The organism is Pseudonocardia ammonioxydans (assembly GCF_900115005.1).
GTDB lineage: Bacteria > Actinomycetota > Actinomycetes > Mycobacteriales > Pseudonocardiaceae > Pseudonocardia > Pseudonocardia ammonioxydans.
In genome coordinates, this window is the sequence record NZ_FOUY01000009.1 from 94,593 (window position 1) to 108,137 (window position 13,545).

Consider the following 13,545-nt stretch of genomic DNA (forward strand, 5'->3'; position numbering starts at 1 on the left):
ATCACCCATCACGTCACATCCCCCCGGCCCGAACCGTACCGGTCGGCCCCGACGACCCGCGGCCCGGAGCGGATCTCGATTCGGCTGCGGTTGGGCGCGTCGCACGCCGACGGCCGGCTGCCGGTGGTCGACGACCCCGTCCGGGACACCCCCGGCGGCTGCTCGTTCACAGCACACCGCCGACCGATGACCGCGCCGGGACACGGCCGACCGGGAAGCCGGGCGACCGGGCGGCATCATGGGTTCCGCCATGGATCCCAGCTCCCCTGCCGGCTCCGCTCCCCGGCGGCCCGACGAGACCGGTACCGACGTGGCCGAGGAGGCCTACGACGGGTACGACGGTCGCTACGCGCGGGCCGGCGGCGGCCCGACGGTGCTGTCGCGCCCGGAAGCGGTCTCGGCCCCGGAAACGGTGTCGCGACCGGAGGCGCCGGCCCCGGAAGCGACGGCAGTCCCGGAAACGGCGTCGGCCCCGGGAGCGACGGCCGCGACCCCGGTGGCACCGACCCGCGCGACCCCGGTGGCACCGACCCGCGCGACCCCGGTGGCACCGACCCGGCGACGCCGGCGCGCCGCCGACGCGGCCCCGGACGGCAACGGCACCGGGGACGGCGCCGCCGACGGCACCCGGGTCACCACGGACCGGGGCGGACGACGCGGGCGCCCGAGCGGCCCCCGGCGGGTCGGGGTCGGGATCCTCGTCGGCGCGTTCCTGATGTTCGCCGTGGCGGCACTGGACTCGGTGCTCGGCGCCGAGGTCCCGGTACTGGGCTCGTTCGCCTCCTCGGGCGTGCCGCCGCGGGCGGAGGAACCACCGCCCCTGCCGCCGCCCCCGGACACCGCGGGCACCTGCCTGAACTGGGAGCGCTCCGACGCGACCGACACCGCGGCCGTGAACTGCGCGCAGCCGCACAAGTTCGAGCAGGCGGGCCGGGTCGAGCTCGCCGACCAGCCGGTGTTCCCCTCGGACGAGGCCTGGCAGACGCTCGTCTCCGATCGCTGCACGCCGGTCGTCACCCGGTATCTCGACAACAAGTTCGACCCGGACGGCAAGTTCCGGGTCGGCGCGCTGAAGCCGTCGCAGGCCCGGTGGGACGAGGGCGACCGGGGCATGCGCTGCGGCCTGCAGACCGCCTCGCGCAGCGGCTCCATGCTCCCGATCACCGGCAAGGTCGCCGAGCAGGACCAGTCGGCGGTCCAGCAGGCCGGCACCTGCCTGGCCATCGACGGCCGCACCGTCGGCGACCCGACCGGCTGCGGCGGGCCGCACGCCGCCGAGGTGGTCGGCGTGGTCGATCTGGGCACCGAGTTCCCGGAGGAGTTCCCCGCGGTCGAGGACCAGGACGAGTTCCTCCAGCCGGCCTGCACGACGGCGGCCAACGAGTTCGCCGGCAACGACAAGGTGATCGGCGAGAAGGGCCTGACCGTCTACTGGGGCAACCTCTCGGAGGAGTCCTGGAAGGCCGGCAGCCGCAAGGTCAACTGCAACATCGGCACCCTGCTGCCCGACGGCAGCGGCTTCGCCTCCCTCACCGGATCGGTGAAGGGCAACCTGGTGGTCGCCGGCCAGTCCGCGCCGCCCGCGGCGACGCCACCGGGGGCCCCGTCCGCACCCGGATCTCCGGCCGCACCGACCGGCCCGGCCGACCCCGCGGCACCGTCGGCCCCCGCCGACGGCTCGGCGGAGCCCTCCGGCCGGCCCGGCAGCGAGCAGCCCACCGCCCCCGGTGCACCGCCGACGCCGGACCTGGACATCCCGCCCGGCCTGCCCGGGCTCGGCGACGACTGAGGCCGTGCCGGTAGCGATGCCGCCGGACCGGTTCGACGAGCTGGTCGGCGACGCCCTGGACCTGGTCCCGGAGGAGCTCGCGGCGGCGATGGACAACGTCGTCGTCCTGGTCGAGCCGCGCCACCCGGAGGAGCCGGAGCTGCTCGGGCTGTACGAGGGCGTCGCGCTGACCGAACGGACCGCCGACTACGCCGGCGAGCTGCCGGACCGGATCACCGTCTACCGCGACGCGGTGCTGGAGATGTGCGCCGACGAGGACGAGGTCGTCGACGAGGTCGCGATCACCGTCGTGCACGAGATCGCGCACCACTTCGGCATCCCCGAGGATCGGCTGCACGAGCTGGGCTGGGGCTGACCGCCCCGCCGCCGGCGGGGCCCTGCTCGTCGGCGGGGCACTGCTCAGTGCTGGGAGCGCGCCTGCTCCGGCATCGGGTCCCACAGCTCGCGGGTCCAGCCGTCCGGGTCGCGGCGCAGCACCACCCGGCCGGTGTTCGGGATCGGGTGGTCCCGGCCGAAGCCCGCGTCCGGCCGGCCCGGCGAGGAGCCGTCCCGGCCACCGAGCAGGGCCTGGGTGAGGAGCCGGATCGCGGCGCCGTGGCTGACCACCGCGAACGCGCCGGACCCGCCCCCGCCCAGCACGTCGGCGACGTCGGGCAGGAAGCGGTCCCACACGTCGCGGGCGGACTCACCGCCGGGCATCGGGCGCTCGACGTCGCCGAGCCACCAGCCGTCGAAGATCTCGTCGAAGATCTCCCGGGCCTCGGCGTCGTCCCGGTTGTCCAGGTCACCGACGAAGACCTCGTGCGCCCCGGGGAGCAGCCGGACGTCCAGGCCGAGCGCGTCGGCGATCGGGGCGGCCGTCTCCCGGGCGCGGGTGGCGCGCGAGGTGTGCAGCGCGCGTATCGGCCAGCCGGCGAGCAGCCCCGCGACCTCGCGCGCCTGCCCGTGACCGACCTCGTCGAGCGACGGGCCGGGCACCCTCGTGTCGAGCGCGTGCCGGACGTTGGACGGCGTGCGGCCGTGCCGGACCAGCACGAGCCGGGTCGCGCCGTCGTCCGGCGGAACCTCCGGCGCGCGGGACGCGGCCCGCACCGCGGCGAAGGACGCGGCACCGTCGTGGTCGTCGTCGGGGGCGTGCCCGGTCACGTTCCGGCTCCTTCCCTGATCGCGGCGAGCCAGCGCTCGGACGCGGCGTAGTCGTCGAGGGTGGCGGCGGCGGGCGGCACCACCGGGCTGCCCGAGCCCGCGACCGGTGCCGGCTCGTCCGACCTGGGGAACGAGCCGAGGTAGCGCAGCTGGTCGCACCGGCGGTGCAGCGCGGCGAGCGCCTCGCCCATCGCCGGCTCCGCGACGTGACCGGAGCAGTCCAGGTGGAACCAGTACTCGGCGTGCCGGTCCTTCACCGGCCGGGACTCGATCCGGGTCAGGTCGATCCCGCGCACCGACAGCTCGGTGAGCAGGCCGAGCAGGGTGCCCGGCCGGTTCGTCGTCGTCGCGGCGAGGGTCGTGCGGTCCCACCCGGTCGGCGCCGTCGGGGGGCCGGGCCGGGTGAGCAGGACGAAGCGGGTGACCGCGCCGGGGTTGTCGGCGATGTCGTCGGCCAGCACCGCGAGCCCGTGCTGGGTCGCGGCGAGCGGGGCGGCGACCGCGGCGTCCACCTCCCCGCGGGCGGCCTGCGCGGCGGCCTCGGCGGTCGACGAGCTGACCCGCACCTCGGCGCCGGGCAGGTGCGCCGCCAGCCAGCCGCGGGTCTGGGCGATGCCGTGCCCGTGCGAGGCGACCGTGCGGATCTCCCGGAACCCGGTTCCCGCGGCGCCCATCAGGCAGAACCGGACCGCGATCCGCGCCTCCCGGCCGATCACCAGCGGCGGGTCCTCGACCAGGCCGTCGAGCACGGGTGGGACGGCCCCCTCCACGGTGTTCTCGATCGGCACGCAGCCGGCGTCGACCGACCCGTCCCGGACGGCCGCGAGGACCGCGGGCGCGCCGGGCAGCGGGACCAGCTCAGCGTCGTGCGACTCCGGCATCGTGCGGAGCGCCTGCTCGGTGAACGTGGCGTGCGGGCCCAGGAAACCCAGCCGGAGCCGACTCGGCACGGTCAGTCCAGCAACCCGAGCGCGACCAGGTCGGCGATCGGCACCGGGTCCGGGTCCACGCCGCAGCGCGGCAGCACGGTCCGGACCTGCTCGACGGCGGCCTCGGGGAGCTCGTCGAGCTCGCGGGCGAGCGCCTCGCCGTCGGTGGACTCCAGGGCGTCCTCGACCGGGTCCGGCGACACGCTGACCCCGATCATCCGGGCGACGGCGACGATCAGGTTGAGCAGGCCGTGCCGGCCGCGGGGCACCGCGTCGGACGGGGCCTCGCGGACGATCCGGTCGAGCCCCTGCGCCGAGATCCCGCCGGTCCCGCTCTCCAGGCCGGCCTGCAGGAAGCGGTGCAGGTCGCCGATCTCGGGCACGTCCGACGTCCGCGGCCCACCCATCCGGATCTTGGGGGTGCAGCCGTGCTCGGCGACCTTGCGGACCGCGGCGAGCCACGCCTCGGTCCCCTCCTCGTCGCCCTCGACCGGGCGGCGCGGCTCGACGACCGGCGTCACGTCGTCGGGCACGAACTCGGAGACACGCTCCAGCCAGATGCCGTCGACGTCCGGCGGGGCGGCGCACTCGACGGTGCTCGGGGTGAGCAGGCTGGAGCGGGAGAACACGGTCGACAGGGCCTTGGGCACCGCACCCAGGCCGGTGTCCACGACCAGGGCGAGATCGGCCGGCCGGTTCGGCGCGGACCGGGCGAGTTCGGTGACCACGGCGGGCAGCTGCGAGGCCGGGCAGACCAACCGCCCGACGAGGCCTCCGTAGTGACCGTCGCGGGCGGCGAGGTAGCGCGACACCACGGCATCGACACCCGGCGCGACGGTCCGTGGCTGCAGCAGGCTGGTGTCGTCGACCAGCGCGGCCAGCAGCGGACGGATCGGCCACGGGTCGGCAGCGGAACCCGAGGGCACGGTCATCACGTCCGGAGACGCTAACGGTCGGGTCACGGCACGCCGACAACGGGGGTTCTCCGCTGCGGGCGCGACCACACCGACCGGGGGTGGACAGGCGACGCTCAGTCCTGTTTAGGTAAGGGTTACCTAATGGAGGTGAGAGTGGGAACCACCCGCACGCGCCGCCCGCCGACGCCCGCCGTCGCCGAGCGCGCCCGCAGCCTGGTCACCCGTGGCGCTCGCGCCGCGCTCGTCGGCACCGGCGAGCCGGAGCCCTGCATACCGCTGATGCACCACACCTGGCCGAACGGCACGACCGATCTGCTGCTGCCCGACGACCACGTGGTGCGTGACCGGGCCCGGCACTCGGCCGACGGCCTGCCGGTGATGCTCGAGCTGACCGGGATGACCCCGGTCCCGCTCGCCGAGCCGGTACGCGAGCTGCTGTGGCTGCTGGGCCGGCTGCACGAGCCGGACGCGCGGACCGGCCGCGAGCGGGCCCTGCGGCTGGCCGAGAAGGCGCCGCACCCGAACCTGCTCGACGCCGGGCGGGGCGCGACCCTGCTGCGGCTGCACCCGTCGTCGGCGGTCTACTCCGACGCCGAGGGCTGCGCGCCGGTCTCGCCGACCGAGCTGGCGGCCGCCGACCCGGACCCGTTCTGCCAGGTCGAGCACGCCTGGCTGGAGCACCTCGACCAGGCCCACCCGGAGATGCTCTGCGCACTGCGCAGGCACCTGCCGCAGGTACTGCGGGACGCGGGCGGCACGGCGGGCCGGATCCGCCCGATCGGGGTCGACCGGTTCGGCGTACGGGTGCGGGTACCGGCACCCGGCGGGACGCAGGACGTCCGGCTCGCGTTCTCCGCGGAGGCCACCACCCCCGCCGAGCTGCAGAAGCGGTTCGCGGAGCTGGTCGGCTGCCCGGCCGGGCGCTCGCTAGACGTGTGACCCGGGCGCGGCGAGGTGCTCGTTCTGCACCTTGTGCGTCACCTTGCGCTCGGCGACGAACGACGCGACCGGGATCGTGCCCGCCGCCAGGATGACGACGGCGAACAGCGGCTTCCAGCGGCACCGCTCGGCCAGGATCAGCGTGCACACGATGTAGATCATGTACAGGAAGCCGTGCACCATGCCGATCGCCGCGACCGGGCCCGGCTCGCCGAAGATGTACTTCGCGGGCATCGCGTAGAAGGTCAGCAACAGCAGACCCACACCCGTGACCCAGGCCGAGATCCGGAAGGCCTTGAGCGCTCCTGCGACGGTCACGAGCTCGTCTCCTCCTGCCGGGCCGCCAGGCGGGCCAGCTCCTCGTTGTAGGCCCGCAGCTGCGGGTCGGTGGCCCGTGGGGCGCTCACACCGGCCGGGCGGGCGGTGAACGGCGACGGCCGCCCCGAGGACGTCGCGGCCGTCTCGGCCGTCGCGGCCGCCGCGGCCGGGACGCCGGCGGCCACGGGTGCCGCGGGCTGCGCCGGGACCCCGGACAGCTCGGGCTCCGCCGCCGTCGCGGTGGTGGCGGTGGTGGTGGTCGTGGCCGGGGCGGTGACAGTCCCGCCGTGGCCGTCCGCCGGGGGCTCGTCCCCACCCGCCTCCTGCTCCCGCAGGCCGGCGACCTCCAGGCGCAGGAACCGCCACCACATCACGCCGAAGAAGATCGCGAACAGCGGCCACTGCAAGCCGTACCCGATGTTCAGCGCGGACCCCATCGCCGACCCGGCCCGCCCCCACTGCCACACGGCGAGGAAACCGCAGGTGACCATCGCGCCGAGGGTGAGCACGTGCCAGGCCATCCACTTCGGGGACAGCAACAGCCGCATCACACCGACCAGGGTACGCATCCCGCCGCCGGGCGGCCCTTGCGAGGATCCCCACGTGACGACGACGGCGGGCGGATCCGTGCTCCGGAGCTGGCTGGCCCCCGGGCCGCCGGCGCAACCACCGGTCGTCACCGACCGCCGGGAGCGCCGGCTGATCGGCCTCGAGATCGCCGTCGTCGTGACGGTGACGCTCGGCCTGTCCGCGCTGCGCAGCGCGCTCTCGCTGCTGGAGGCGCTGCTCGCGCCCGCTCCCCTGTCCGAGCAGCAGGTGGCGCTGAACGCACCGGCGTCCACCGACCTCTGGCTCGACCTCGCGTTCCAGCTGACCCGTGCGCTGCAGCTGGCCGGCTGGGGCGCGCTGGCCGCCTACCTGCTGCTGCGCGCGGGCTTCGCGCTGCGCCGGGTCGGGCTGGACGGGCGGCGGCCGGGTCGCGACGCGCTGCACTCGGCCGGGCTGGCGGCCCTGATCGGGATCCCGGGGCTGGGGCTGTACCTGCTGGGCCGGCTCGCCGGCATCACGCCGGACGTCGCCCCGAGCACGCTCACCGACGCCTGGTGGCGGATCCCGGTGCTCGTCGTCTCGGCGGCGGCCAACTCCTGGGCCGAGGAGGTGGTCATGATCGGCTACCTGCTCACCCGGCTGCGGCAGCTGGGGTTCTCGGAGAACCGGTCGGCGCTCGTCGCGGCCGTGTTGCGCGGGGCCTACCACCTCTATCAGGGGGTCGGCGCGTTCGTCGGGAACCTCGTCATGGGGCTGGTGTTCGCCCGGTACTGGCAGCGGACGAACCGGCTCTGGCCGCTCGTCGGAGCGCACCTGCTGATCGACGTCGTGGCCTTCGTCGGGTACGCCCTGCTGGTGGATGTACTACCGTTCACATAGGTCCGCCGGACCACCGGAAAAGGGCCCCTCACCTGGGGAAAGGGGACCCTGTCCTGTTGAGACGAAGGACAAGTCTGGAATCACTCCAGATCAGCGCGGACGTGGCTAGCCTGGTTCTCATGACCGACGACACCAAGTTCCACGCACTGCTCCGCGACCAGGTCCGGAGCGAGTTCACCGCGAGCCAGCAGTACGTCGCCGTGGCCGTCTGGATGGACCGCCAGGACCTCCCGCAGCTGGCCGCGCACTTCCACGCGCAGGCGCTCGAGGAGCGCAACCACGCCATGAGCATGGTCCAGTACCTGCTGGACAACGACGTCGAGGCGACGATCCCGGGCATCGACGCGGTCAAGAACGACTTCGCCTCGGTCGAGGACGCCGTGAGCCTGGCGCTGACCCAGGAGAAGCACGTGACCGAGCAGGTCACCGCGCTCGCCCGGACCGCCCGCGACGAGGGCGACTACCTCGGCGAGCAGTTCATGCAGTGGTTCCTCAAGGAGCAGGTCGAGGAGGTCTCCTCGATGTCGACGCTGCTCACCGTCACCCGCCGGGCGGACAACCTGTTCCACATCGAGGACTTCGTGGCCCGCGAGATGGCGTCCGAGGCCGCCGACCCGACCGCGCCGGCCGTCGCCGGCGGTCGCGTCTGACCCACCGCCCGACCCACCCGTCGGTCGGTCCCACGCCCCCCGGTGCCCGTACCCCGGCACCGGGGCGGCCAGGGCCCCTACCGCAGGGTGATCTGCTTGCCCGCGAGCACCTCGCGGGCCCGGTGCTCGGCGTCGGTCAGCGGCGACTCCGCCAGCCCCGCCAGCGCCTCGTCGAGGCGCTTCGCGAACTCCCCGGCCGGGCCGGCCCACTCCGAGGAGTGCATCTCCCGGTCCACGTCCCAGACCGGGACCAGCAGCCCGTGCGCCCGGAACGACCCGGCGTACCGGGACCCCTCGCCCAGTTCCAGGACGCCCTGGCCGGACAGCCGGGCGAGCGCCCCCATCAGGTCACCCTCGTCCTCGGTGCGCACCCAGCGCACGTGCGCCTTCGACCCGGTGTCCACCCAGTACGCGCCGCGCACACCCGGTGCGGACAGCGCCTCGGTCGGCATGATCACCGAGTTGGCGCGCTCCAGCATCGCCTGCGCCTCCGGGTCCTGGGTGTCCGCGGGCAGCCACCAGCCGAAGTCGGCGTGCACCGTCGGGTCCAGCGGCGTCTCCGGCTCCAGCACGTCCTGCAGCCGCTCGCCGGTGCGCCGGTCCGGGCCCACGACCGGCAGCGAGGAGCCGGGCTCCGCCGAGCGGGCCCAGGCCAGCGCGCCCGCCAGGTCGGCGGACAGGTCACCGGAGCGGGTCTGCACCTGCATGCCGAGCAAGATGTCGCCGTTGTCGCGCACCATCGCCGCGGACGCGCCCGGGAGCACCGACGCCAGCGTCACCGGCCCACCGGAGCGGACCGGGAGCGGTGCCGTCGCCGACGGCAGGAACTCCCGCATCGCGACGAGGTCCGGCTCGGCGGCCAGACCCTCGAACGGCCGGATGACGATCACGTCGTCGCCGGCACCGTGGCAGACCTTGTACCGCTTGCCCGAGCCACAGGGGCACGGCCGGCGGGGGTTGTCGGCGGCGGCGCCGTCGGAACGGCCGGCACGGTTACGCGTCTTCTTGCCCATCGCCAGGCAAGGTAGCGGGTCACGGGTGCCGCCGACCCGACGGACCCCGGTTTCCTCGCCGCCCCGTGCCCCGCGTGCGCTCCTGCACCGGATCCCCCGGTGCCGCCCTGCACGGCCCTGCCCTGCACCGCCCGGCACTGCACGGCACCCCGGTCCGGCCGCCCCGGTTCGTCGTGCAGGGCCGATGGAAAGTGCACCGCGAAAAATAGGCCGAACGGACGTATTTCAAATACCCCGGAAGACATATTCGCCGCGGCCGTTCGCTCAATTCTGCGCACGGTTCCGTGGGCCCTCGGAAAGGAGAACGATCCTGCCGTCGCCGGGTGACGGTCGGCGTGGTGGAATCCGTCCGGTGGAATCGTGGTCGGAGGTCCTCCGGGGCGTGCTGGACGCCCCCGGCGCCCGCTACGCCTGCCTCGCCGACCCGGCCACCGGCGCGGTCGTCGCCGCCCACGGCACGGCCCGGTGGGGGCCCGATCCGGTGGACGCGGGCGGCCCGCCCGGCGGCGTCCCGGTGGACGCCTCGGCGGTGCTCGGCTGGGCCGCCACCGAGAGCGTTCCCGCGGCGGCGGGGCCGGTCTTCGCGGACGCGGTGATCACCACCGACGCGGTCTACCACCTGGTCCGGGTGCTGCCCCGCGACGACGCGACGCTGCTCGCCTACCTGCAGGTCGACCGGGTCCGCGGCAACCTGGCGCTGGCCCGGCGCGCCCTGCTGGCCCTGCCCGTGACCAGCGACGACGCCGGCCATTCACCGGCCCCGGCGGCACCCGCCCCGGCCGCGCACCCGGTCGTCCCGGCACAGGCGTCCGCCCCGGAGGCCGAGCGGACGCCCCCGCTCCCGGTGCCGTTGCCACGCCGTGCACCCGGCTCGGTGACGCACCGCCCACCGGCCGGGCTGCCGCCGCCCGCGCTCGCCCCGGCCGCCGTCCCCACGCCGGCCCCCGCCGCTCCTCGTTCCACCGAGACGCCCAGCGAGACCACCGCCGGGACGCCCACGGGGACCACCACCGGGGAGGCCGGTGCGGAGGACACCGCAGCCCCCGCCGGCCCGCTGTCCGGGCCACCGGACCAGCCGGGACGGCGGTGGGCCGACGATCTCCGCACGATGGCCCGGATCCTCGCCGGGCTCCGCCGGCTCGAAGGGTAGGCACGGGCGGGATTTGACGATTCCTGGAACGGGGTTATCGTGGTTCTTCTCCACGCGGAAATCGTGGAGATCCGTTTCGCCCCGACCGGAACGGCCGTGGAACGGCTCCCCCATTCACCAGACGAGCGCGGCGTGCCGCGCGGAGGCAACACAATGAACAACATCGATCGTTCGCTGGACATGGCTGCCAACATCAAGGGCGCGTTCGCGGTCGCGATCGTCGACTTCGAGAGCGGCATGACCCTCGGCTCCCGCGGTGGCAGCCCCGAGTTCGACCTCGACGTCGCCGCGCCCGGCAACTCGGACGTCGTCCGCACCAAGCTCGACGTCATGCAGAAGCTCGGCCTGCGCGAGAACATCGAGGACATCCTGATCACGCTGGACACCCAGTACCACCTGATCCGGATCATCCGCGGGACCGACGAGCAGATGTTCTTCTACCTCGTGCTCAACCGCGCCCAGGCCAACCTGGCGATGGCCCGCCGCGACCTGCGGGTCATCGAGCAGCAGTTCACCCTGTCCGCGCCGCAGGCGGGTGCCCCGCAGCAGCAGGGCGGCCAGGCGTTCTTCCCCGCCCAGCAGCGCTGAGCGGATCGGGCTCGGAGCCACCACGCACATGGCACGTCACCGGCACGCCGTCTCGGTACGCACCGACGGTCTCGCCGCGGTCCTCGGACCGCTGCTGGCCGACCCCAGGATTCGCTCCGCGGCCCTGATCGACGCCGACAGCGGCATGGTGCTCGACGTCTGCGGCCCGGACACCGCGGCCGGGCGGTACGGCAGCGGCCGGGCCTCCGAGCACGACCACCGCGACGAGGTCCGCGGTGCCGCGCACGCCGAGATGGTCCGGATCGGGTTCGCCCTGGCGCCCGGTTCCGGCGGGGTGCTCGGGCTGGTCCTGGAGGCCGGTCCGGACCGGCACGTGCTGCACACCGTCCCGGACCCGCACGGTGGCCGGCTCGCGCTGTCGGTGGTGGTCCGTGGCCCGGACCGCGTGGTGGCGAAGGTCCGCAAGCGGCTGCGGGCCGTCTCCGAGTCGGCGCTGACCGCCGGTCCGTCGGTCGCCGTCCGCCCCGGTTCCGCCGGGTGGACGGTGCCCGGCGCGGCCGGTGCTCAGCCGGCCGGGTCCCCCGCGGGCCCCGCACCGCACGGCGGCCCGTGGCGGCCCGGCCTCGCGCCGGACCCGCACGGACCGTCGCATCCCGGTATCACCGGACCGGCCGGGCCCGGACCGCGCACCGGCCGGCCCGGTCCGGATCCTCATGACCCCTCCCCGCCCCGGCCCGCGACCGACGCGGCGTCGCCGAGGCCCACGGCGGCCGCGAGCCCCACGACCTCGGGCCCCACGACCTCGGGCCACTCAGCGACCTCGTTGCCGTCGGCGCCCTCGATCCCCGCGGCGCTGCCCGCCGCGTCCACCCCGGCTCCGCCGACCGCCGACCCGGTGGCACCGGAGTCCACCGGAACCGACGGCGATGCCGCCGCGGAGGGCACCGGGACCGGGCACCGGCCGATCGAGGCCACGGCGCCGTACGCCGCTACGGCCCCGTCGGGTCCGTGGACCGTGCCGGCAGATCGGACGGTTCCAGGACCGACGCCCCCGGGACCGACGACATGGCCCGGGCAGGTGGCCCCGCTGTCGGCGATGCTGCCGTCGCCCCGGCCCCGTGCGGACGGACCAGAAGCTCCCGCGGACCCTGCGGATCCGGCTCCAGCAGAGCGGTGACCCACCGGACCAGGTGGATCGTGCGGTAGGCCGCGACGGCGGCGAACACGTCGGCCCAGGCGTGCAGCACGACGCCGTCGGCCAGTGCCTGGGTGCCGGAACGGAACCGCCACACCAGCGCCAGCGTGGCGAGCAGCACCGAGGCGATCCACAGCCCCCACCACACCAGCAGCACGCGCGACGGCGTCGGGCGCCGCCCGGGCGGCAGCTCCAGCGCGGCGTGCTCGGTCTCGGCGAGCAGCGACCCGGGGGCGGCCAGGTTCCATCCGGGCACCAGCCACCCCGCGAGGATCCGGCGCCTGCTGCGCCACGGGCGCGTCCCCGACCGCTCGGCCGCGGCCCGGTAGGCCCAGATGCTCCACGAGATCGTCAGCACCCCGGCCGCGATCACCGCCGCGACCGACGACCAGCCGCCGAACCAGACCAGCGCGTCGGACCAGCCGATCGCGACCGGCGACAGCGCGTCCGACCGGCTCGCCAGCAGCAGGACGTAGCGCCACACCTCGGCCGCGGCGGCGACCGCGTTCACCGCGACCGTCACCCACAGCACCGGCACCAGCTGCGCGGCCAGCCAGCGGGCCCGGTCCAGCGGCGGGAGCGGCTCGTCCCCCGGGTCCGCCGGCGGCCGCCACGGCCCGACGGGCAGCCCCCACCGCGGCACGGACCGGTAGCGGGGCGGGCCGCCGTAGCGCTGTTCCGGCACCGGGGCGGGGCGGGGCCGGAGCTCCTCCGGCAGCGCGTCGGCGCCCGGGGGCGCGGCGACCCACTCCAGGGCCGCCAGGTACCGGCCGCACCACGGGCAGAACGCGCCGCTGCCCGGCGGTGCCTGACGCCCGCAACGCGGGCAGGGCGGCGGCGCGGCGGAACGGTGGTGCGGCTCGGCCACGGTGCTACGCGATCCGGGGCGCGCTGCCGTCGTCGGTGATCACCTCACGGCCGGTGGCCGCCCACTCCTGCATCCCGCCGGCCACGTTGACCGCGGGGAAACCCTGCTGGGTCAGGTAGGCGACGACCCGTGCCGACCGGCCGCCCGAACGGCAGACGACGTAGAGCGGGTCGTCGCCGGGGACCTCGCCCATCCGGCCCGCCAGCTCGGACATCGGCAGGTGACGGGCGGACGGGGCGTGCCCGGCGGTCCACTCGTCGAGCTCGCGGACATCCAGGATCGGAGTGTCGGCGGGCAGGTCGGACACGCGCACGGTGGGCACCTGGTCGGACATGCGCGCCATCCTGCCACGCGGCACCGTCAACACCCGGTGAGCGCGCGACCCACCACTGCTCCGGTCGTGCTACCCGCGGTCGTCCCGGTAGAACGAGCCGTGCGGGATCGTCACCTCGTTCGGGTCCTCCGGAGGTGCGGCCCGGAACCCGCCGCTCGCCTGCGTCCCGTACTCGCCCCACCGGTCGGGACGGGCCGGGCGACCGGACATACCGACGGCCGGCTGGGTGCCGGTCAGGCCGGTGTTGCCGAACAGGTCACCGGCCTGCCCGCTGGTCCGGGGGCGACGGGCCGCACCGTCCCCGCCGGGGGACGGCCGCG

The 13,545-nt window shown here is 75.4% G+C and carries 16 protein-coding genes; 7 read left to right on the forward strand and 9 right to left on the reverse strand.

Going from position 1 to position 13,545, the window contains the following annotated elements; genetic code table 11:
• Window positions 1-250 precede the first annotated feature (250 nt).
• Entirely contained in the window at window positions 251-1,789 is a 1,539-nt protein-coding gene (locus tag BM093_RS11100; RefSeq protein WP_143105335.1) for a septum formation family protein, read from the forward strand.
• Window positions 1,790-1,793: 4 nt separating this feature from the next.
• Complete coding sequence (locus BM093_RS11105) at window positions 1,794-2,144, forward strand: metallopeptidase family protein (protein ID WP_093341169.1); 351 nt, start codon at window positions 1,794-1,796, stop codon at window positions 2,142-2,144.
• Window positions 2,145-2,188: 44 nt separating this feature from the next.
• On the opposite strand, the gene BM093_RS11110 is transcribed toward BM093_RS11105, so the two are convergent.
• The 3 genes from BM093_RS11110 to BM093_RS11120 are packed head-to-tail and all read right to left on the reverse strand — an operon-like array spanning window position 2,189 to window position 4,796.
• On the reverse strand, window positions 2,189-2,935 hold the full coding sequence (locus BM093_RS11110; RefSeq protein WP_177238395.1) for a histidine phosphatase family protein: 747 nt from the start codon (window positions 2,933-2,935) through the stop codon (window positions 2,189-2,191).
• Window positions 2,932-3,885, reverse strand: a complete 954-nt coding sequence (pheA, locus tag BM093_RS11115; RefSeq protein ID WP_093341175.1) for a prephenate dehydratase — start codon at window positions 3,883-3,885, stop codon at window positions 2,932-2,934. The genes BM093_RS11110 and pheA overlap by 4 nt, the downstream gene beginning before the upstream one ends.
• A gap of 2 nt (window positions 3,886-3,887) precedes the next feature.
• The gene (locus BM093_RS11120) at window positions 3,888-4,796 is read right to left on the reverse strand and encodes a hypothetical protein (RefSeq protein WP_093341177.1); all 909 of its coding nucleotides are present in this window, start codon (window positions 4,794-4,796) and stop codon (window positions 3,888-3,890) included.
• 138 nt (window positions 4,797-4,934) lie between these two features.
• On the opposite strand from BM093_RS11120, the gene BM093_RS11125 reads away from it, so the two are divergent.
• The gene (locus BM093_RS11125; protein ID WP_093341180.1) at window positions 4,935-5,720 is read left to right on the forward strand and encodes a DUF2470 domain-containing protein; all 786 of its coding nucleotides are present in this window, start codon (window positions 4,935-4,937) and stop codon (window positions 5,718-5,720) included.
• On the opposite strand, the gene BM093_RS11130 is transcribed toward BM093_RS11125, so the two are convergent.
• Both BM093_RS11130 and BM093_RS11135 read right to left on the reverse strand, forming a co-directional pair.
• Window positions 5,709-6,038, reverse strand: coding sequence for a DUF3817 domain-containing protein (locus BM093_RS11130; RefSeq protein WP_093341183.1), 330 nt, complete (start codon window positions 6,036-6,038; stop codon window positions 5,709-5,711). The two genes, BM093_RS11125 and BM093_RS11130, sit on opposite strands and share 12 nt — an antisense overlap.
• Window positions 6,035-6,586 carry a hypothetical protein gene (locus BM093_RS11135; RefSeq protein WP_245773461.1) on the reverse strand — a complete coding sequence of 184 codons (552 nt, stop codon included), beginning with the start codon at window positions 6,584-6,586 and terminating at the stop codon, window positions 6,035-6,037. Before BM093_RS11135 ends, BM093_RS11130 begins: the two co-directional genes overlap by 4 nt.
• 55 nt (window positions 6,587-6,641) lie before the next feature.
• Here BM093_RS11135 and BM093_RS11140 point away from each other — a divergent pair, with 55 nt between their 5' ends.
• Together BM093_RS11140 and BM093_RS11145 are read left to right on the forward strand one after the other, a co-directional pair.
• Window positions 6,642-7,466: a CPBP family intramembrane glutamic endopeptidase gene (locus BM093_RS11140; protein WP_093341189.1), complete on the forward strand. Its 825-nt coding sequence runs from the start codon at window positions 6,642-6,644 to the stop codon at window positions 7,464-7,466.
• 119 nt (window positions 7,467-7,585) lie between these two features.
• Window positions 7,586-8,116, forward strand: coding sequence for a ferritin (locus tag BM093_RS11145; RefSeq protein WP_093341192.1), 531 nt, complete (start codon window positions 7,586-7,588; stop codon window positions 8,114-8,116).
• A gap of 77 nt (window positions 8,117-8,193) precedes the next feature.
• On the opposite strand, the gene BM093_RS11150 is transcribed toward BM093_RS11145, so the two are convergent.
• Complete coding sequence (locus BM093_RS11150; RefSeq protein ID WP_093341195.1) at window positions 8,194-9,129, reverse strand: DUF5926 family protein; 936 nt, start codon at window positions 9,127-9,129, stop codon at window positions 8,194-8,196.
• A 352-nt stretch (window positions 9,130-9,481) separates the two neighbouring features.
• Between BM093_RS11150 and BM093_RS35870 the strand changes: the two genes are divergently transcribed.
• On the forward strand, window positions 9,482-10,279 hold the full coding sequence (locus BM093_RS35870; protein ID WP_093341199.1) for a hypothetical protein: 798 nt from the start codon (window positions 9,482-9,484) through the stop codon (window positions 10,277-10,279).
• 153 nt (window positions 10,280-10,432) lie between these two features.
• Window positions 10,433-10,867: a hypothetical protein gene (locus tag BM093_RS11160; RefSeq protein WP_093341202.1), complete on the forward strand. Its 435-nt coding sequence runs from the start codon at window positions 10,433-10,435 to the stop codon at window positions 10,865-10,867.
• A 672-nt stretch (window positions 10,868-11,539) separates the two neighbouring features.
• Here BM093_RS11160 and BM093_RS35055 read toward each other — a convergent pair.
• The 3 genes from BM093_RS35055 to BM093_RS11170 all read right to left on the reverse strand — a co-directional run bounded on the left by BM093_RS35055 (window position 11,540) and on the right by BM093_RS11170 (window position 13,225).
• Complete coding sequence (locus tag BM093_RS35055) at window positions 11,540-11,740, reverse strand: hypothetical protein (protein ID WP_143105337.1); 201 nt, start codon at window positions 11,738-11,740, stop codon at window positions 11,540-11,542.
• Window positions 11,741-11,817: 77 nt separating this feature from the next.
• On the reverse strand, window positions 11,818-12,891 hold the full coding sequence (locus tag BM093_RS11165) for a DUF4328 domain-containing protein (protein WP_093341205.1): 1,074 nt from the start codon (window positions 12,889-12,891) through the stop codon (window positions 11,818-11,820).
• Between the two features lie 4 nt (window positions 12,892-12,895).
• Window positions 12,896-13,225 carry a rhodanese-like domain-containing protein gene (locus tag BM093_RS11170; RefSeq protein ID WP_093341208.1) on the reverse strand — a complete coding sequence of 110 codons (330 nt, stop codon included), beginning with the start codon at window positions 13,223-13,225 and terminating at the stop codon, window positions 12,896-12,898.
• Between the last annotated feature and the right edge of the window lie 320 nt (window positions 13,226-13,545).